Source organism: Streptomyces sp. NPDC002623 (genome assembly GCF_053592635.1).
In genome coordinates, this window is record NZ_JBSFWB010000001.1 from 360,344 (window position 1) to 377,793 (window position 17,450).

At 70.3% G+C, this 17,450-nt stretch carries 15 protein-coding genes and 1 pseudogene; 6 read left to right on the forward strand and 10 right to left on the reverse strand.

Annotated features, from left to right (window positions below; all coding sequences use genetic code 11):
• Window positions 1–111: 111 nt before the first annotated feature.
• Both ACWD4O_RS01420 and ACWD4O_RS01425 read left to right on the forward strand, forming a co-directional pair.
• Complete coding sequence (locus tag ACWD4O_RS01420; RefSeq protein WP_451276261.1) at window positions 112–1,071, forward strand: ABC transporter substrate-binding protein; 960 nt, start codon at window positions 112–114, stop codon at window positions 1,069–1,071.
• A 41-nt stretch (window positions 1,072–1,112) separates the two neighbouring features.
• On the forward strand, window positions 1,113–3,053 hold the full coding sequence (locus ACWD4O_RS01425) for an aromatic amino acid lyase (protein ID WP_451276263.1): 1,941 nt from the start codon (window positions 1,113–1,115) through the stop codon (window positions 3,051–3,053).
• Between the two features lie 24 nt (window positions 3,054–3,077).
• On the opposite strand, the gene ACWD4O_RS01430 is transcribed toward ACWD4O_RS01425, so the two are convergent.
• Window positions 3,078–4,448 carry a glycoside hydrolase family 43 protein gene (locus tag ACWD4O_RS01430; RefSeq protein ID WP_451276265.1) on the reverse strand — a complete coding sequence of 457 codons (1,371 nt, stop codon included), beginning with the start codon at window positions 4,446–4,448 and terminating at the stop codon, window positions 3,078–3,080.
• A gap of 207 nt (window positions 4,449–4,655) precedes the next feature.
• Here ACWD4O_RS01430 and ACWD4O_RS01435 point away from each other — a divergent pair, with 207 nt between their 5' ends.
• The 3 genes from ACWD4O_RS01435 (at window position 4,656) to ACWD4O_RS01445 (ending at window position 6,896) form a co-directional block, all read left to right on the forward strand.
• Entirely contained in the window at window positions 4,656–5,072 is a 417-nt protein-coding gene (locus tag ACWD4O_RS01435; RefSeq protein ID WP_451276267.1) for an ankyrin repeat domain-containing protein, read from the forward strand.
• A 262-nt stretch (window positions 5,073–5,334) separates the two neighbouring features.
• Window positions 5,335–5,742 (forward strand): YciI family protein, encoded by a 408-nt coding sequence (locus ACWD4O_RS01440; protein ID WP_451276269.1) that lies wholly within the window; start codon window positions 5,335–5,337, stop codon window positions 5,740–5,742.
• 8 nt (window positions 5,743–5,750) lie between these two features.
• Entirely contained in the window at window positions 5,751–6,896 is a 1,146-nt protein-coding gene (locus ACWD4O_RS01445; protein WP_451276721.1) for an RNA polymerase sigma factor, read from the forward strand.
• A 146-nt stretch (window positions 6,897–7,042) separates the two neighbouring features.
• Here ACWD4O_RS01445 and ACWD4O_RS01450 read toward each other — a convergent pair whose 3' ends face one another.
• From ACWD4O_RS01450 to ACWD4O_RS01490, 9 genes and pseudogenes are all read right to left on the reverse strand, one after another.
• Entirely contained in the window at window positions 7,043–7,594 is a 552-nt protein-coding gene (locus ACWD4O_RS01450) for a GTP-binding protein (RefSeq protein WP_451276723.1), read from the reverse strand.
• 151 nt (window positions 7,595–7,745) lie between these two features.
• A complete protein-coding gene (locus ACWD4O_RS01455; RefSeq protein ID WP_451276271.1) occupies window positions 7,746–8,102 on the reverse strand; it encodes a DUF742 domain-containing protein in 357 nt (118 codons plus the stop codon).
• A 1-nt stretch (window position 8,103) separates the two neighbouring features.
• Window positions 8,104–8,538, reverse strand: a complete 435-nt coding sequence (locus ACWD4O_RS01460) for a roadblock/LC7 domain-containing protein (RefSeq protein WP_351909374.1) — start codon at window positions 8,536–8,538, stop codon at window positions 8,104–8,106.
• An 11-nt stretch (window positions 8,539–8,549) separates the two neighbouring features.
• The gene (locus tag ACWD4O_RS01465; RefSeq protein ID WP_451276273.1) at window positions 8,550–11,135 is read right to left on the reverse strand and encodes a nitrate- and nitrite sensing domain-containing protein; all 2,586 of its coding nucleotides are present in this window, start codon (window positions 11,133–11,135) and stop codon (window positions 8,550–8,552) included.
• Between the two features lie 48 nt (window positions 11,136–11,183).
• Entirely contained in the window at window positions 11,184–12,149 is a 966-nt protein-coding gene (locus ACWD4O_RS01470) for a substrate-binding domain-containing protein (RefSeq protein ID WP_451276275.1), read from the reverse strand.
• Window positions 12,150–12,631: 482 nt separating this feature from the next.
• Window positions 12,632–13,455 (reverse strand): annotated as a pseudogene (locus ACWD4O_RS01475) (SAM-dependent methyltransferase).
• A gap of 164 nt (window positions 13,456–13,619) precedes the next feature.
• The gene (locus tag ACWD4O_RS01480; protein ID WP_451276277.1) at window positions 13,620–14,627 is read right to left on the reverse strand and encodes a sporulation protein; all 1,008 of its coding nucleotides are present in this window, start codon (window positions 14,625–14,627) and stop codon (window positions 13,620–13,622) included.
• 222 nt (window positions 14,628–14,849) lie between these two features.
• Window positions 14,850–15,314, reverse strand: coding sequence for a DUF6114 domain-containing protein (locus ACWD4O_RS01485; RefSeq protein ID WP_451276279.1), 465 nt, complete (start codon window positions 15,312–15,314; stop codon window positions 14,850–14,852).
• Window positions 15,311–15,979 (reverse strand): DUF6230 family protein, encoded by a 669-nt coding sequence (locus ACWD4O_RS01490; protein ID WP_358804278.1) that lies wholly within the window; start codon window positions 15,977–15,979, stop codon window positions 15,311–15,313. Before ACWD4O_RS01490 ends, ACWD4O_RS01485 begins: the two co-directional genes overlap by 4 nt.
• Before the next feature lie 790 nt (window positions 15,980–16,769).
• Between ACWD4O_RS01490 and ACWD4O_RS01495 the strand changes: the two genes are divergently transcribed.
• Window positions 16,770–17,417, forward strand: a complete 648-nt coding sequence (locus ACWD4O_RS01495; RefSeq protein WP_451276282.1) for a Tat pathway signal sequence domain protein — start codon at window positions 16,770–16,772, stop codon at window positions 17,415–17,417.
• The last annotated feature ends 33 nt before the right edge of the window (window positions 17,418–17,450 follow it).

Consider the following 17,450-nt stretch of genomic DNA (forward strand, 5'->3'; position numbering starts at 1 on the left):
GATCGAAGCCAATCGGTAATCCTGCCGACCTTGACTGACCGAGAAGCGGCTGGATTGGATCAGGCCACAGTGTTTGAGTTTTCATCGACCCCCCAGCTCGGAACGGGAACCGTGACTTCCAACGCCCACAGCAGCAGGTCCCTCAGGAACCACCCCGGTGCAGCGGCCGTCGCCCTCGCCGCGATGACGGCCCTGCTGGCGGGATGCTCCTCCTCGTCCGACGACACCTCCGACCCGCTGGCCGGCGACAAGGCGGCCGGCGACACCGTGGTCGTCGGCTCCAACAACTTCGCCGAGAGCATCCTGATCGCCGACATCTACGGCGAGGCTCTGAAGGCCAAGGGCATCAAGGTGTCCTACAAGCCCAACATCGGCAGCCGTGAGACCACGTACGGCTTGCTCAAGAACGGTTCCATCACTGTTCTCCCGGAGTACAACGGCTCGTTGCTGGCCTACCTCGACGCGAAGGCCGAGCAGAAGTCGCTCGAGACCGTGAACGCCGCGGCGAAGGCCAAGCTCGACTCCAAGCTGACGCTGCTGGAGTCGTCGCCCGCCGAGGACAAGGACTCCGTCACGCTCAACGCGGAGACCGCGAAGAAGTACAACCTCACCGCGACGTCCACGCTCGCCGACCTCAAGGACATCGCGCCGGACCTGGTGCTGGGCGGTTCGCCCGAGTTCCAGACCCGCCAGCAGGGCATGGTCGGCCTGGAGGCGGTGTACGGGCTGAAGTTCAAGTCCTTCAAGGCGCTCGACGCGGGCGGCCCGCTGACCCAGGCGGCACTGAAGCAGAACACCGTGCAGGCCGCGGACATCTTCACCACGGACCCGACCATCACCAAGGAGAAGTTCGTCGTCCTCCAGGACCCGGAGAACCTGTTCGGATTCGCGAACGTGACTCCGCTGGTCTACAAGAGCGGGCTCTCCCAGGAGGGCATCGACGCGCTCAACGCCGTCTCCGCCAAGCTCGACACGAAGACCCTGCTCGACCTGGACTCCCAGGTGCAGTTGGAGAGCAAGGACCCGCTGGACGTCGCCAAGGCCTGGCTGAAGTCGGCCGGCCTGGGCTGAGCCTGCCCCGCATCCTTCGACACTGCCGGACCACTGGACCGTTGGACACAACAGCAAACGGACCGGCCCGGGTCGCCCCGCACCGCGTGGGCGCCCGGGTCGTCCTGAACGGAACCACCCTCACCGTCGGCGAGCTGATCGCGCTCGCCGACGGTGCGGCCGTGCCCACGGTGGACCCCGAGGCCCGCGAACGGGCCGTCCGCTCCCGGCGGACCGCCGAGCGGCTCGCCGCCACCGGACGGCTCTACGGCCGTGGCACCGGCGTCGGCGCACAGCGCTCGGTGCCGGTCGAGGAGGCCGACGAGGCCGCGCACAGCCTGCGTGTGCTGCGCAGCCATGCGGGCGGAGCGGGCGCCCTGCTCCCCGCCCGGCAGGTCCGGGCGATGCTCGCGGTCCGCGCCAACCAGCTCCTCGCCGGGGGCTCAGGCATCCAGCCCGCCTTCATCGACGCCCTCGCCGATGCCCTGCGTCTCGGCGTCCACCCGGCCGTCAACGAGTACGGAGCCATCGGCACCGGCGACCTGACGGCCCTGGCCCAGACGGGCCTGACGCTCATCGGCGAACGGGCCTGGATCGGCGGCGAACGGCCGTGGAACGGCGGCGAACGGGCCCGGATCGGTGGCCAACGGGACGGGAACGGCGGTGAGTCGGAGGGCTCGACGGGTTCGGCGGAGCGGCCTTCGCCGCAGGATCGTGCGGGTGCGGGTGCGGGTGCGGGTGCGGGTGCGGGTGCGGGTGCGGGTGCGGGTGCCGGAGCCGGAGCCGGAGCCGGAGCCGGTGCGTGGGCGGACGGTCGTTCGGGGGCCTCGGCCGACCGGGTGCTCGCCGGCGTACCTGCAGACGCACCGGCTGACGCGACTGCTGACCCACCTGCTGACCCACCTGCTGTTGCTCACCGTGCTCAGCCGGTTTCGCCCGCACTGCTCACGGTGGTTCCCGTCGCTCAGCCTGCGGCCGTGCCCGCCGGCTCGCCGCCCGGACCCGGTCCTCACACCGCCCCCGCGTTCGCCCCCGCACTTGCTCCCGCCCCCACCGGCTTCCCTGCGCCCGTCACGCTCCAGCCCGGGGACGCCCTCGCGCTGCTCAGCAGCAACGCCCTGACGCTCGGGCAAGCCGCGTTGGCCCAGCGGGAGTTGGACGTGTTGCTGCGGGCCACGCACGTCGTCGCCGCGCTGTCCCTCGCCGCGGTGTCCGGCTCGCCGGAGGCGTACGCAGCTCCCGTGCACGCCCTGCGGCCCTATCCCGGCGCGGCCCGCGCGGCCGCTGAGGTGCGGCGGCTGCTCGGGCTGCCCGACCGGCCGCCGCAACGTCAAGGCAGGCGTATCCAGGACCCGTTCGGCTTCCGCGCCTTTCCCCAGGCGCACGGCTGCGCCCTGGACGCCTCCGAGCGGCTGCGCGAGATCATCGAGGTGGAGGTCAACTGCCCCTCGGAGAACCCCCTCATGGACGGCGACGGAACCGCCGCCTACCACCACGGCGGATTCTTCGCCGCACCCCTGGGCCTCGCCCTGGACGCCGCCGATCTCGCCCTGCTGCAGACCGCACAGCTCTCCGCCGCCCGTCTGGCCGCGCTCGGCGACCCCGGGCTCACCGGTCTGTCCGCGTTCCTCGGGGCCGGGCCCGCGAGCAGCTCGGGCACGATGATCCTGGAGTACACGGCCAACTCGGCGCTGGCGGAGCTGCGTTCCTGCACGGCACCCGCCTCGGCCGGTCACGCCGTCCTCGCGCGGGGCCTGGAGGAGGCCGCCAGCTTCGCCGGACAGGCCGCCCGCCAGGCCCTTCGCGCGACGGACGCCTACGCCACCGTCCTGGCCTGCGAACTGGTCGGCTCAGTAAGGGCGTTGAGGATGCATCCGACGCCGCCGCCTATAGCCGCCTTCGCCGTGGCGGCGGCCGCCCTGCCCGCGGACACGGACGACCGCCCCCTCACCGGCGACGTGACAGCGGCGACCGAACTACTTCCGGTGCTCGCCGAGTTGTGAGCCGACCCCCCTGAGCGGCTCCGCTCAGTAGCCCACGTAGAACGTCGCGTCCTGCTGCTCCGTGGTAGTCGAGATCGGGTCGATGCGCAGCACGTAGTTCGAGTGCCGGATGTAGCGGGTCGGGTTGTTGTACGAGCGGAACGACGACCAGCCGGCGTCCGCCAGGCCCGCCGTGCGGTAAAAGGTTGCGTCCCCGGCGAACGTCGACGTGCCGTCGTTGACGTCGAGTTGGAGCTGATAGTTGTAGTGCCGCAGGTAGCGCGTCGGGTAGTTCACCGACTGGAAGGAGACCCCCGAGCTGTCGGCCAGGCCGGGCACGAGCTTCCACTCCGAGTCCGTGTACAGGTCGAAGGGGTACGTGTCGATGCGGCCGATGTAGTTGGAGTGGCGGACGTAACGGTCCGGGTAGTTGTACGACTTGAGCCGGTTCCAGGCCGGAGCGCCCCAGTGGGCCACGAGGTTGCTGTACTGGGTGCTGGTGATCGTCGTGATGCCGCAGTGCTTGGAGTTGACCGGCTGGGTGTAGGTCTTCTGGTCGAGAGCCGTCCAGGTGCCCGCCGACAGGTCCGTGGACTGCCAGGCGTAGAACACGCCGTTGGGGGTGTACGTGTCTCCCCAGAGCCACCAGGTGCTGGAGGTGAGGGACTTGACCAGGGTCGGAGCCTCGGTGCCCCCGTGCGCGACACCCGTGTTGAAGACCGTGAAGCTGCCCGGGTCGAGGGAGGTGGACCGCGCGCCCACCAGCGTCTGGTCCTTCTTGAAGTAGAGGTAGTTCACGCCGTTCACGCCCACGGCCATGTCACCGTCGATCACGTCGTAGCCGGGGTCGAAGAAGACCTGGGGCGCCGACGCCGTGACGAAGTCGGTCGTGTAGTTGACCATGAGCACGTTGTGGCCGCTGCCGTTGACGGCGGAGTAGATGAGCGCGTACTGCCCGCGTCCCGCGTCCCAGAACGCCTCCGGCGCCCAGCTGTGGGTGTTCAGGTCGTGCAGCTTCAGCCGGTGGTACCCGGTGAAGGTGCGCAGGTCGGTCGAGTTCCACACATGGACGTACTGGCTGACGTAACTCCAGTCGGTGCCCTTGAGGTCGGTGGCGAGCACGACGAAGGTGCCGTCCTGCTTGCGCAGGATGAACGGGTCGCGCAGGCCCAGCGCGCCCTCGGTCGGCGTGACGACCGGGTTGTTCTGGTTCAGCGGCATCCAGCGCAACCCGTCCGTGCTGACGGCGAGGTGGAGGCCGTAGTCGGTGCCGAGGCCGAGGCTGGTCGACTCGGTGAAGTAGCCCATCACGTACGCCGAGTCGGCCGCGTGGGCGGCCGGGACGCCGAGAGTGAGAGCCATGGGGACGGAAGCGGCCGCTCCGAGGAAGAGACGGCGGGACGGGTTGGGGGTCATATGCGCTCCAGGGGGTGCGGGGGCCCGTTGACGCCGACCGAAAGTTCGAAATATCGAACTAGGTTCGGCGAGTCGGTCAGAAGGTAGGGGCGGGAGGGGAACAGGTCAATCACTGCGACACGCTTGGCGGTTTCCCGCCTTGGGCCTGTGCGTCGCCGATGGAAAATCGACGCCTTCGTCGCTCACCAGGGCATAGTCTCGGCGTCCGTGAACAGGAGACGGCAGAAGAAACTGACGAAGCGTCTGATGGCGGCGGCCATGTTCGAGGAAGTCGCAGAGGTCGAGTCGTTGCTCCGTGCCGGCGCCGACCCGGCCGCAGCCGATGCCGACGGCACGACTCCGCTGTACGCGGCCAGCGTTCACGGCGCCGCCGACACCGTACGCATACTGCTCGCGGCCGGTGCGCCGCCCGACGCCGAGAGCGCAGGCCTCGGCGCCGAGGGAACTCCCCTGTGTGCGGCGGCCTGTTGGGGCCACACCGAGACGGTCCGCACTCTTCTCGCCCACGGTGCCGACCCCGCCCTCCGCGAGGACCACGGCACCGGGCTGACTCCCCTCGAATGGGCGGCCGCGGGACCCCACCCGGAAACGGTTTCCGTCCTGCGTGCCGCAGGGGCCCGCTGACGGATCTCCGGTTTCTGACGAGGACGCCGAGGACCAGCACACCGAGGTCGAGGACGCCGAGGTCGAGGGCTGACGCGCATCTGCTCCCGAAACCGTTCGTTGGACACGGAAACACCCGCGCACGACGCGGGGAGACGGCTCGCCCAGGCCCATCCACGAAGCCCGGAAAAAATAATCGGACGACGATGTCGAGAACCGGTGACCGGCTCCGTCCCCGCAATGAACGCGACCACCAGGGGTCGCACCACCGAGGAGAGACACGATGGCCAAGTACTTGCTGCTCAAGCACTACCGCGGCGCCCCGGCTGCGGTCAACGACGTGCCGATGGAGAAGTGGACGCCGGAGGAGATCTCGGCCCACGTGCAGTACATGACCGACTTCGCCGCCCGGCTCGAAGGGACCGGCGAGTTCGTCGACGGCCAGGCGCTCGCCCCCAGCGGCACGTTCGTCCGGTACGACGGCGAGGGCCGCCCACCGGTCACCGACGGCCCGTTCGCCGAGACCAAGGACCTCATCGCCGGGTGGATGGTGATCGACGTCGACAGTTACGAGCGCGCCCTCGAACTGGCCGGAGAGCTGTCGGCCGCCCCCGGGGCAGGCGGGGAACCGATCCACGAGTGGCTGGAGCTGCGCCCGTTCCTGACCGAGCCGCCCACCGTCACGGAGTGACCCTGCCCATGGACGAGGCACTGCTGCGCAGCCTCACCCCCGGTGTGCTCGCGATCCTCGTCCGCCGCGGAGCCGACTTCGCGGCGGCCGAGGACGCCGTGCAGGACGCCCTGCTCCAGGCGGTCCGCGTCTGGCCGGCCGACCCTCCGCGGGATGCGAAGGGCTGGCTGGTCACCGTGGCCTGGCACAAGTTCCTCGACGTGACCAGGGCGGACGCCGCCCGCCGCCGCCGTGAGGACCTCGTCGACGAGGAACCGCCGCCCGGGACCGCGCCCGCGGTGGACGACACGCTCCAGCTCTACTTCCTGTGCGCGCATCCGTCACTGACCCCGGCGTCCGCGGTCGCGCTCACCCTGCGGGCCGTCGGCGGTCTCACCACTCGCCAGATCGCCCAGGCCTATCTGGTGCCCGAGGCGACCATGGCGCAACGCATCAGCCGGGCCAAGCGCACCGTCTCCGACGTGCGATTGGACCAGCCCGGCGATGTCGCCACCGTGCTGCGCGTCCTCTACCTGGTCTTCAACGAGGGCTACTCCGGCGACGTCGACCTCGCCGCCGAGGCCATCCGGCTCACCCGGCAGCTCGCGGCCGCGATCGACCACCCCGAGGTGGCCGGGCTGCTCGCTCTGATGCTGCTCCACCACGCCCGGCGCGCCGCCCGGACCGCGCCGGACGGCAGCCTGGTGCCGCTCGCCGAGCAGGACCGCGGCCGCTGGGACACCGCGTCGATCGCCGAGGGCGTCGGGATCCTCCAGGCGGCCCTCGCCCGCGACCGGCTGGGCGAGTTCCAGGCCCAGGCCGCCATCGCGGCCCTCCATGCCGACGCGCCCACCGCCGAGGAGACCGACTGGGTGCAGATCGTCGAGTGGTACGACGAGCTCGCGCGCCTGACCGACAGCCCGGTCGTCCGGCTCAACCGCGCGGTCGCCGTCGGGGAGGCCGACGGACCGCGTGCCGGCCTGGCGGCGCTCGCCGCGCTGGACGCCTCGCTGCCCCGCTATGCCGCGGTGGCGGCGTACCTCCACGAGCGCGACGGCGACCTGGCGACGGCGGCACGGCTGTACGCCGAGGCGGCCCACAAGGCGCTCAACCTCGCCGAGCGAGACCACCTGACGCGCCAGGCCGCCCGGCTCAACGCCCGCGGGAGTCGCTGACGGGGCACGCTCGGGTCCTCCGGCGGCACCGGGCGCGCCCCCGTGGCCGGCGCGGTCGCCTCGCAGTGAGCAGGCCGGACGAGATCAGCTGCACGACGCGTCGCCGACGGGGAAACTCCACGGCGATGCCGTCACGCGGCGCGGTATCAGTGTGTCGGGCTCGGTGGAGACGTGACGTCGTCGATCAACCGGTCGATCAGGGCGATCAGCACGTCCCGGCACGACTTCCGCTCCCGCGCGTCGCACAGCAGCACCGGAACGTGCTCCGGCAGTGCCAGCGACTCCCTGATCTCCTCCGTGGGATAGGGATGCAGTCCGTGGAAACCGTTTACGGCCATGACGAAGGGGATGCCCCGGCGTTCGAAGAAGTCGATGGCGGCGAAGCTGGACTCCGGCCTGCGCACGTCGATGAGGACCACTGCCCCGAGGGCACCGATCGCCAGGTCGTTCCACATGAACCAGAACCGCTGCTGGCCGGGGGTGCCGAAGAGATACAGCACCAGGTCGGCGGCGATGGTGATCCGCCCGAAGTCGAGGGCCACGGTGGTGGACCGTTTCTCCTCGATGCCCTTCAGGTCGTCGACGTCCAGCCCGGCGACGGTCAGCGGCTCCTCCGTGCGCAACGGCGCTATCTCGCTGACCGCGCCGACCATGGTGGTCTTGCCGACGCCGAAACCGCCGGCGATGAGGATCTTCACCGCGTCGGGCGCCGCTGCCGGGTCGGCGGCGGAAGCGGCGTCGGAAGCGGTTCCGGAAACGGTGTGGGAACTGGTGTCGGAAACGGTGTGGGAAGTGGCGTCGGAAGCGGTTTCGGAAACGGTGTCGGAAGTGGCGTCGGAAGCGGCGGGATCAGATCCGGCCAAGGCCTTCCCTCACTTTCTGCAGCAGGTCCAGGTCCGGGGTACCGGTGACGGGACGCGGCGGCCGGGCCGTGATCAGGCCGGCCTCCAGCAGATCGCAGAGCATGATGACGACCACGCTGACCGGCAGGTCGAGGTGGGCCGCGAGTTCCGCCACCGCGAGCGGCCGGGCGCACAGCCGCAGGATCCGGGTGTGTTCCGGCTGCGGCCGGGCGGCCCGCTCGGGCGGCGGGTCCACCGCGGTGACCGTCGTGATGAGCGTGAAGTCGGCGCGGCTGGGCCGGGTCCGCCCACCGGTGAGGGTGAACGGCCGGACGAGCCGGCCCGCTTCGTCGCCTCCGCTCACCTCACCCGCCGTTGGTGCGCACGGCGGGACCGACATGGGCCCGCGGCGCCGCACTGAGGTGCTCGCCGATCTTCTTCACCAACATGTTCATCTGGTACGCCACCACGCCGACGTCCGCGTTCTTACCGGCCAGCACGACGAGATGGGCCCCCGGGCCGGCCGACGTGAGGATCAGATAGCTGTTGGCCATCTCGATGAGCGCCTGGCGCACCGGGCCGCCGCGGAAATCCATGCTGACGCCCTTGCTGAGACTCATCAGGCCGGACGCCGTCGCCGCCAGCCGCTCCGCGTCCTCACGCAGGAAACCGGTGGACTTGCTGACCACCAACCCGTCCTCGGAGAGCACGACGGCCTGGTTCACATCGGCGACCCGGTCCACGAGACCGGTGAGCAGCTGGTCGAGCTGGGTGTTCGTGCCAGGGATGGAGTGTGTCATCGCGGTGTCCTTCATGAGCGGTCGGCGGGCGGTGTCGGGGTCTGGGGGATGCCTGCGGCAGCGACCGGCGGGCCGGGGACGTCGTCCTCGGCGGCCGCGTCCTGTGGGCAGGGCACCGGCTCGTCGGCGTCGGCGTGTGCCCGCAGCGTGCCCCGCTGGAAACCGGCGAGGGAAGAGGCAGCGCGCTCCGCGGTGAAGTCGTCCGGGTAACCGTCTTCCTCGACGGACGCAGCGGACGCGGCAGAAGCGGAGTCCTCGCGCAACTCGGTGGCGAGGCTGGTCTGCGGAATCCGGCGCGGGAGCGGGACGAGGCCGTCGCGGCGGGCGGCCGGTGCTCCGGTGACCCGGGGCGACGCCGCCCCGCGTGCGGCGGCGGCCGACGAGGCGGGTGCGGTGTCGGATGCCCGCTCGCGGTCTGCGGGCGAGTCGGGATCCGGGGCGGCGGCGGCATTCCGCGCCGGGAGGGAAGACGGTTCCTGCTCGGGTCCGGAGCCGCCGGGCTCCCGCACCGCGCTGGATATGTCCTCCGCCTCGCGGGAGCCCGAGGCCTCCCGCACCGCGTCCGACGGGTCCCGTCCCGGCGACGGGAGGTCCGTCTCCGGTGCGCGAGGGCCGACGGTTCTCGGTTCGCGGGAGAGCTCGGCTTCAGGGGTTTCGGAGGTGGGCGCCTCGCGGACCACGATGTCGTCCGGGACCAGCACGATCGCCGTGGTCCCGCCGTACGGCGAGGAGCGCAGGGTCACGGCGATGCCGTGCCGGGTCGCGAGCCGGGCGATCACGAACATGCCCAGCCGCAGGTCGTCGGCGAGCGCGACCACGTCGAACTGGGGCGGGACCGCCAACTGGGCGTTGAACGAGACGTAGTCCTCCTCGGACATCCCGAGGCCGCGGTCCTCGACCTCGATCGCCAGTCCCCTCGCCACCAGCGCGGCCCGTACCCCGACCGGACCGGGCGCCGGCGAGTAGGAGGTCGCGTTGTCGATGAGCTCGGCGAGCAGATGGATGACGTCCGCCACGGCGGGCGGCGCGATGTACACCTCCTCCTCGGTGTGCACCTCCACCCGCCGGTACTCGGCGACCTCCCCGACGGCACTGCGCAGGATGTCGATCAGCGCCACCGGCTCCGCCCAGCTGCGGCCCGGCCGGCCGCCGCTGATGATGACGAGGTTCTCCTCGTAGCGACGCAACTGGCTGGCCGTGGAGTCCAGTTCGTACAGACCGTTGAGCACCTCCGGGTCCTGGTGCCGGCGCTCCAGCGCGTCGAGCTTGCTGAGCTGGAGGTTGACCAGGTTCTGGCTCTGCCGGGCGATGCCCAGGATGACCTTCTGGAAACCGCGCCGGGTGTCGGCGAGTTCGACCGCGGTGAGGACGGCGGTGCGCTGCGCGGTGTTGAACGCCTTGGCCACCTGGCCGAGTTCGTCGCTGCCGTAGTCCAACGGCGGGGTCTCCGCGTCCACGTCGACGGTCTCGCCCCGGTCCAGCCGGGCCACCACGTCCGGGAGCCGTTCGTGCGCCAGACTCAGCGTCGCCATCCGCAGCCCGCGCAGCCGCCGCGACAGCGAGCGGGTGATCCGCCAGGACATGCCGACGCACACCAGCAGGGCGACGAGACCGCCGGCGCTGAGCGAGGCGGCCGTGATCAGCAGCCCGCGCGCGTCGTCCGCGCTGCGCTGCAGCAGCTCCGTGGTCTGCTGCCGGATCAGCGCCGAGTACTGGTCGGAGACGTCGATGAGTGCGGCACGCCATTGCTTCTGCACGTCCGGCAACACGATGTCACCGTTTTCGCTCGGTTTCGCCCGGGCCGCGAGCACCTTGTTCTCGATGGACTCCAGGATCTGCCACTGGTAGCTCGTCAGGATCTTCTCGGTCTGCGTCTTGGCGGCGCCGGTGAGCGAGGGCACGATCTGGTCCTGCACGAGCCAGCGGCGTGAGTGCACCAGCTGCGCGAACTCGGACCACGCCTTCTCGTCCATCCGCCGCTCGGGCCCGGCCAGGGTGAGGGTGAGGTCCTCCTCGGAGACCAGTTCGGCGGCGTGCTCCAGGGCGACGAGCGGGCCGGCCTGCGAGGTGAGGTCGCCGTCGTCGACCTGGGACAGTTCCTGGAAGGCGTGGATCTGGTCGTCGATGATCGAGGTGTACTGGTCCAGCGCCTGAGCGGCGGTGATGTCGGTGGGGTCGTCCACCTGTCCCCGGTAGTACTCCAGGCTGCCCGCGGAGGCGACGACCGAGTAGAGCCGGTCCCGGACACGGGCGGGTGCCCGCTGGATGTCGTCCGCCCGGCTGACCAGCTTGGCGACCGCCGCGTCCGTCTTCGTGCGTTGCGTCTCCAGCGCGGCCCGGGAGCCGGCGGGCGAGGTCAGCCATACGGCCGACAGGCTGCGTTCCTGCTGCAGCGCGAGCGTCGCCTCGGTGCCCATCGCGCCGGTCGACCGGCTCAGTTCGGTCTGATCGCGCAGCCGAAGCCCCTCCGTGAACATCTGGGTCGTCGTCACACCCCACATGGCGGTGAGCGTGACGCTGGGCACCAGTGCCAGGAGGATCAGGGAGAGACGTATGGAGCCGAGACGGCGGCGCCGGGCGCCTGTCCGTGGAGACATAGTCGTCCTAGGGCGATCTGCGAGGGAGGGGAGCGGGGAAAAGCCTGGTCAACGGGTTCCGGCGGCGGCGAAGCGGGCGACTTCGGCGACGTTGGTCCTCGTGACGAAGGCCGGGCCGGTCAGCACGGGGGCCACACCGCCGCCGCTGAGGTTGCCGTTGGTCTTGTAGAGCCAGAGCGCGTCCACGGCCAGGTAGCCCTGGAGATACGGCTGTTGGTCCACCGCGAACTGCACGCTGCCGTCGCGGACGGCCGCGACCAGGTCCTTGTTCAGGTCGAAGGTGGCGACCTTGGCCTTGCTGCCCGCCTGCCCCACCGCCTTCACCGCGGCGAGCGCGAACTGTGCTCCGTTGGCGATGACTTCGTCGATGTCCGGGTCCTGCTGGAGGCGTTCCTGCACGGCGGTGGTCATCGCGTCCATGTCCGTTCCGTCGACGTAGAGCATCTGTGTCTCGCCGGTGAACGTCTTCTTGACGCCCGCGCAGCGCGCTTCCAGGGCGATGTTGCCCTGCTCGTGGATGACGCACAGGGCGTGCTTCGCGCCGAGGCCGTCGAGTTTGTTCCCGACCGCGCGGCCCGCGACGCTCTCGTCCTGGCCGAAGAACTCCAGGAGCCCCGCGGTCTGCCAGGCGTCGATACCGGAGTTGAGGCCGACCACGGGTATGTCGGCCGCCTTGGCCGCGCTCACCGGAGCCTTCATGACCTGCGGCTTGGCCAGCGTCACCGCGATGCCGTCGACCCGTTCACGGATCGCGTCCCGCACCAGCTCGGCCTGTCCGCCGCCGTCGGAGTCGCTGGCGTAGGTCAGATCGACGCCGTCCTTGGCGGCCGCCGCCTCGGCGCCCTTGCGCACCAGCTCCCAGAACGCGTCGCCCTCGGCCCCATGGGTGACCAGGGCGATCTTGATCCGGTCGCCCGACCGGCCCGCCCCGTCCGCGTCCGAGCCGGACGACGTGGTGCCGGAGCAGCCGGCGAGGAGCAGACAGCAGGCCGCGGCCAGGGCCGCGAGGCGCACGGCCCCAAGGGATCCGGCTGACCCAAGGGAGCTGAGGGAGCCGAGGGATCCGACAGAGCCGACTGTTCCGACCGGTCCGAGAGAGCCGAGAGAAGCGCGAGAACCGGGGGATCTGGGAGAAGCAGGAGCGGGGAGGGGAGTGTTCATGGGGGGCTGCACCTCGCTGTGCGGCAGAGCAGGAGGACGGGGCGAGCGCCGCCGGAACGAGGGGTGCGCACCGGCGAGAGACATTCGTTGGCTCGGAGCCAACCCTGTGTGACCGCTGGTAGTCAAGTGAGCAACCACCCGGCGTGAGGCGCTGCTCCCGCATTGTGATCCGGAGCGGGCCGGCGGGGACGGAGCGGAACATGTCCGCAGGTGAGTTGACTGATTGTCAATCTCCACGGGTTGCTGCGGTTCGCGCGCGCCGAGTGCGTCAAGAGCGGCGCGATCGGGGCTTGCGAGCAAGGCTTGCGGTCAGGACTTGTGGGCAAGGCTTGCGGTCAGGGCTTGCGGGCCACCGCCCCGTACATGGCGATGTCCTCGTCGCGGAGCGCCTCCGTGCCGGTGCCGTCGGGGCGCCAGTGGTGGACCTGGACGATGCCGGGGTCGACGAGGTCGAGTCCCGTGAAGAACTCCGCCGCCTGCGCGTGCGTGCGCAGCCGCATCGGCAGGCCGCGGGCCGCGTACTCACGGGCGACCCGACCGACCTCCTCGGGTGCGAAGTCCGCGGTGCCGATGGACATGGCGAGATGGCTGCCCGACGGCAGCGGATCGAGAAGGCGGCGGACGATGCCGACGGCGTCGTGCTCGTCGAGCAGGAAGTGGACGATCGCGATGACGGTGAGGGCGACGGGCCGGTCCAGATCCAACGTGTCGCGGAACTCGGGCGCGGCCAGGATGCCCGCCGGGTCGCGCTGTCGGCCTCCAGATACGCCGTGCGGCCCTCGGGCGTGCTGCGCACCAGGTCCCGGGACAGGGCGAGCACGAGCGGGTCGTTGTCGACGTACACCACCCTGGCGTCGGGGGCTGCGTCCTGGACGATCTCGTGGATGTTGGGGGAGGTGGGAATGCCGCTGCCGATGTCGAGGAACTGACGTATCCCCGCCTCCCGGGCGAGGTGGCGCACCGCGCGGTTCATGAAGTCGCGGTTGGCGCGCATATGGACGGGGAGCGCGGGCCACTCCCGCACCATCGAGTCCCCCGCCTCCCGGTCCGCGGGGAAGTGGTCCTTGCCGCCGATGATGTAGTCGTAGATCCGCGCGGAGTGCGCCGTCCCGGTGTCGATGGCGTCGGCACCGTCGATTTCCGTCTCATCGCTGCTCATGTGTCTCAACCTCCCACCGTCGGAGGGCGGTTGAACCGAGAAGTGGGATTTCTTCGCCGCAGGGGCTTTCGACGGAGGTAAACGCCGTTCCCGGGAGCCTTCCGCGACCGCGCGCCGAAGGCCCGGGACGCCGGCAGGCCCGTCTCAGTCCTCGCCCCCGGTCCTCACCCCTCTTCCTCTTCTTCCTCCTCTTCCCCTTCCTCTTCCTCTCCTTCGAGGAAGTCACCGATCTCGTCGACCACTTCGGCCGCGACCATGCCGCCGACGACCCCCACGGCCAGCCCCGCCGCGCCCGCGGCGACGGCTGTGCCCAGGCCGGATCCGCCGTCGTCCGACCTGTGGTCCGAGCCGCCGTCGGTGTGTGGCGCGGAGTGGACGTACGCCTGAGCGCCGTAGGCCTCGCGATGCTCGGTCAGCCGGCGTATCCAGCCGTCGACCTCGCTGTTCCAGTCGAGGACGGCGACGTCCTCATGGCGCACGGTGAAGCGGGTCAGTGCGTCGTGCCCGGGGGTGAGCGGGCCGCTGCGCTTGTCGGCCTCCAGCACGACCTCCAGGCCGGACGGTGTGGCGAGGAACGACAGCTCGATCTCGGTCACCGCGTGCGCGTACCGCGGGGGAGGCGTGAGCTCGATCTCCTGGTAGAAGGGGAGCCGTTGCCCGGTGCCGCCGATGCGACCGTGCTCCAGGTCGGCGGAGCGGAAGCCGAACTCCAGCTGCCCGAGCGCTTCGAGGACCGCCTCCTGCACGGGCAGCGGACGGACCGTCAGCGCGTCGAGATCGCCCTGGTCGCGGCCGTCGGCCACCACGAGCTCGGTGCGCACGCCGAGGACGACGCCCAGCGGCTGACCGTACAGCTCGGTGACCGGTGTCTCCCACGGCACCGTGACCGTGAACGGCACGCTGCGCTCTTCGTCCTCACCCAGCCGGAAGCCGCCGCCCACGACGTACCGTTCGAACGCGACGGCGCCTTCGGTCTCGCCCTCCTCGTACTCGGCCTCGACGCGCGCGACCAGCTCCAGGCCGATCTCCTCGATCTCCACGGCCGCACCGCCGCCCCGGAGGCGGACCTGACCCGACAGCGCTCCGCCGGGCAGCACCGCCCCGCCGTCGAGCACCGTGTCCACCGAGGGGCCGCCTATGCCGATCGCCCCGAGCAGCCGTTTGAACACCATGCCGGTGTCGCTCCTTCACGTCGAACCCATTGCAGTGATCTTTCGCAGAACTCCTCGCGGCGGCAAAGAAGTTCCCAAGTCACCTGTTCGAGTGAGGTGGACCGAGACGGGCGGAACCGAGACCGGCGGGGCCGGGAGCGGCCCGCTGTGTGTGCAGGTCGTCCCGGCCCCGCCGGTGCAATCACGTACATCTTTACTGGGCGCGGCCCAGGCTCCGTGTCGTCAGGCGGGTTCCCCCGCCTCGGGCAGGGAGCCGCCCTGCAGAACCGCGTCAGCCTTCCGCTCCGTCGCCTGCGCTTCCTTGCGCCGCTTGCGACGGCTCTTGCGCGGCTCCTGGTCGGGCAGCCACCCGAAGGCGATGGAACTGCCCACGACGCCCATCGTGAGGCCGATGACGAAGCCGCCGATGTTCGAGGTGAGCCAGGTGCCCAGGGAGAGCAGGATGGCGATGATCGAGTAGAACAGCCGTTGGGCCGGGTTGAAGATGATCAGCAGACCGCAGAGCATCATCATGGTGGGCAGAAGGTAGCCCGCCAGGCCCTGCATGCCGACGTGCAGGATGACCGGAAGCGGTGCCTTCATGGTCACCAGGATCTCGCCGCCGCCCAGGACGAGCAGCAGGCCGCCCGCGAAGGGCCGTTGACCCCTCCACTTCCGGAAGCCGTCCCGCCACTGGGTGAAAGTCACTGCGGACAGCCCTCGCTCTTGAAGCTCATGTGCAGACCGGGAAGCTTGAAGACGGCGGCGGTGGCCGCGTAGTTGTGCTGGTACAGGTTCTTGATGACGACCGTGTCGGCCTGCTGACCGTAGACGCCCGGCGAGCCCTGGATCGGGACCTTGTCGAAGGTGCTGGAGTCCCGGCCGATCTCGATGTTGTTGAACTCGGCGTCGCCCGAGATCTCGTCGGAGTCGATGGCCAGGTTCTTCACGCTCACCGGGGTGGACCCGCCGCCGGCGGTGAGGACGAGCTGGATGCCGCCGAGGTCGACGCTCTGGCACATGTTGGTGATCTTGCCGTTCTTCACGACCGAGGTGACGACCAGGACCTGGCCGCCGGTGTCACCCTCGTTGGGGCTGTTCTCGATCATGTGGTCCAGCGTGCCGAACTGCGCGAAACCCTCTCCGTCGAGTCGGTCGGCGGTGACCACGAACGGCATCCCGGAGATCGCGAACTGCACCCCCAGGGCACCCTGCGCGGTGAGGACCGCGAGCGTCGCGGCGACGAAGGTGGCGGGCACCGCCATCACGGCGGCCCGGCGCAGCCGGACCTGGCCGCGTCTCTCTGCGGAACCGGTTTCAGGGTTCTCGGGGGTGTTGTCGGCGGACGACGTGACGTCCGAGGACGAGGCCATGTCTGCTCCCATGCGCTAAGTGATGCGGGTTGGGCTTCAGCGGCACGTTGTCCTGGCGCGGACAGCGGCTGCTGCGCACGCCTCCTCACAACTCCCGGAAGCCGTAAGGGCTTTCTGGTTACGCAGCAGTAGCCGCCGAGGAAGTTACCGATGGTTACATCGACGGGTCAAGGGAGATGTGGAAAAAGAGTGTTCATTATGTGCCGCCTGTGGGCTGCATGTTCCGCCGGCCTCGCGCCCGGCCCCCGTCCCCGGGTCTCGCATATATCTGCTGGATCATCAACTTCCTTTCCAGGCCTTGACGTTGACTGTCGCGCAGGTCTACAACTCTCCTGGCTCAGCCCGGATCCGTGGCGCCGGATCCGCAGCGCGGCTGCACTGTCCGCGCTCCCGGACCCTTTTCAGCCAGTACGGGCCCCTCGGTCCCGAGTTCGATCCCTCCATGGCACCGGCACGGCCGCTTCCCCCCGCGGGCCACGACCGGTCGCCCCTTCCGCCCGGCCCGGCCGGAGTCACTCACCAGTGCCTTCGGTCGGTCACCGGCCGGCTGCCGTTGCCGGTCCGTCACGTACGGAGAAGGCGTCACGGGCCGGCAGCGGCGGACGCCGATCCGCGTCCCCTCAGGTCGCGACAAGCGACACGCTGGTTCATCTCGTACCGAGCAACCCCCGAGGAGTCACGCACTCGAGATCCCTCGAGGCTCCTCGGGGCTCGGGGCCCCTGGATGCCCCTGTATCCCCTGAGATCTCAACTCCCCCTCAGCAAGACCCACTTGAGAAAGAGGCACCACATGCGCACCCGCCCCCGCACCCTCCTCGCCCTCGCGGGCACCGTCGCCGCCCTCTCCCTCACGGCTGTCAGCCCGGCCTCCGCGGCCGGCGCGGTGCTGACGACCGCCAGCGGCGACGTCGCCGTCGGTGACGTCCTCAACGCGTCCCTGGCCAGCGGTACCACCGCGACGCTGTACAACAGCGCGACCGGCACCAGCGGCATCTCCTGTGCCACGTCCGGGTTCACCGCCACGGTCACCGACAACCCCACCGCGCCCGGCACCGCCACCGAGTCGCTCACCGCGCAGACCTTCAGCAACTGCACCTCGAACGTCCTCGGCGTCACCGGTGTCACCAGCATCACCGTCAACAACCTGCCGTGGGCCACCACCGTGGCCTCGGACGGCACGGTCACCGTCACCGCGCCGAGTGGTACCGCCGTCCAGACCACGGTCGTGCTGCGCACCCTGCTGGGCAGCGTCACCTGCGTCTACCAGGCGCCCAGCGGCCTGGTCGGCACGGCGAGCAACACCGACAACAGCATCGCCTTCGCCAACCAGGCGTTCACCAGGTCGTCCGGTTCGACCCTCTGCCCCGCGGCCGGCTACTTCACCGCCAAGTACGCCCCGGTGACCAACGCCGCCGGCGAGGTCGTCACCGTCAACTGATCACCGTCCGCGCGGCCGATCCGCGTACGGATG

Coding starts and splice junctions, on each gene's coding strand:
- ACWD4O_RS01465 (WP_451276273.1), bottom strand. CDS start 11,135: ATGTCTCCACGGACAGGCGCCCGGCGCCGCCGTCTCGGCTCCATACGT.
- ACWD4O_RS01490 (WP_358804278.1), bottom strand. CDS start 15,979: ATGGCCTCGTCCTCGGACGTCACGTCGTCCGCCGACAACACCCCCGAG.
- ACWD4O_RS01430 (WP_451276265.1), bottom strand. CDS start 4,448: ATGACCCCCAACCCGTCCCGCCGTCTCTTCCTCGGAGCGGCCGCTTCC.
- ACWD4O_RS01495 (WP_451276282.1), top strand. CDS start 16,770: ATGCGCACCCGCCCCCGCACCCTCCTCGCCCTCGCGGGCACCGTCGCC.
- ACWD4O_RS01440 (WP_451276269.1), top strand. CDS start 5,335: ATGGCCAAGTACTTGCTGCTCAAGCACTACCGCGGCGCCCCGGCTGCG.
- ACWD4O_RS01480 (WP_451276277.1), bottom strand. CDS start 14,627: ATGGTGTTCAAACGGCTGCTCGGGGCGATCGGCATAGGCGGCCCCTCG.
- ACWD4O_RS01460 (WP_351909374.1), bottom strand. CDS start 8,538: ATGACACACTCCATCCCTGGCACGAACACCCAGCTCGACCAGCTGCTC.
- ACWD4O_RS01445 (WP_451276721.1), top strand. CDS start 5,751: ATGGACGAGGCACTGCTGCGCAGCCTCACCCCCGGTGTGCTCGCGATC.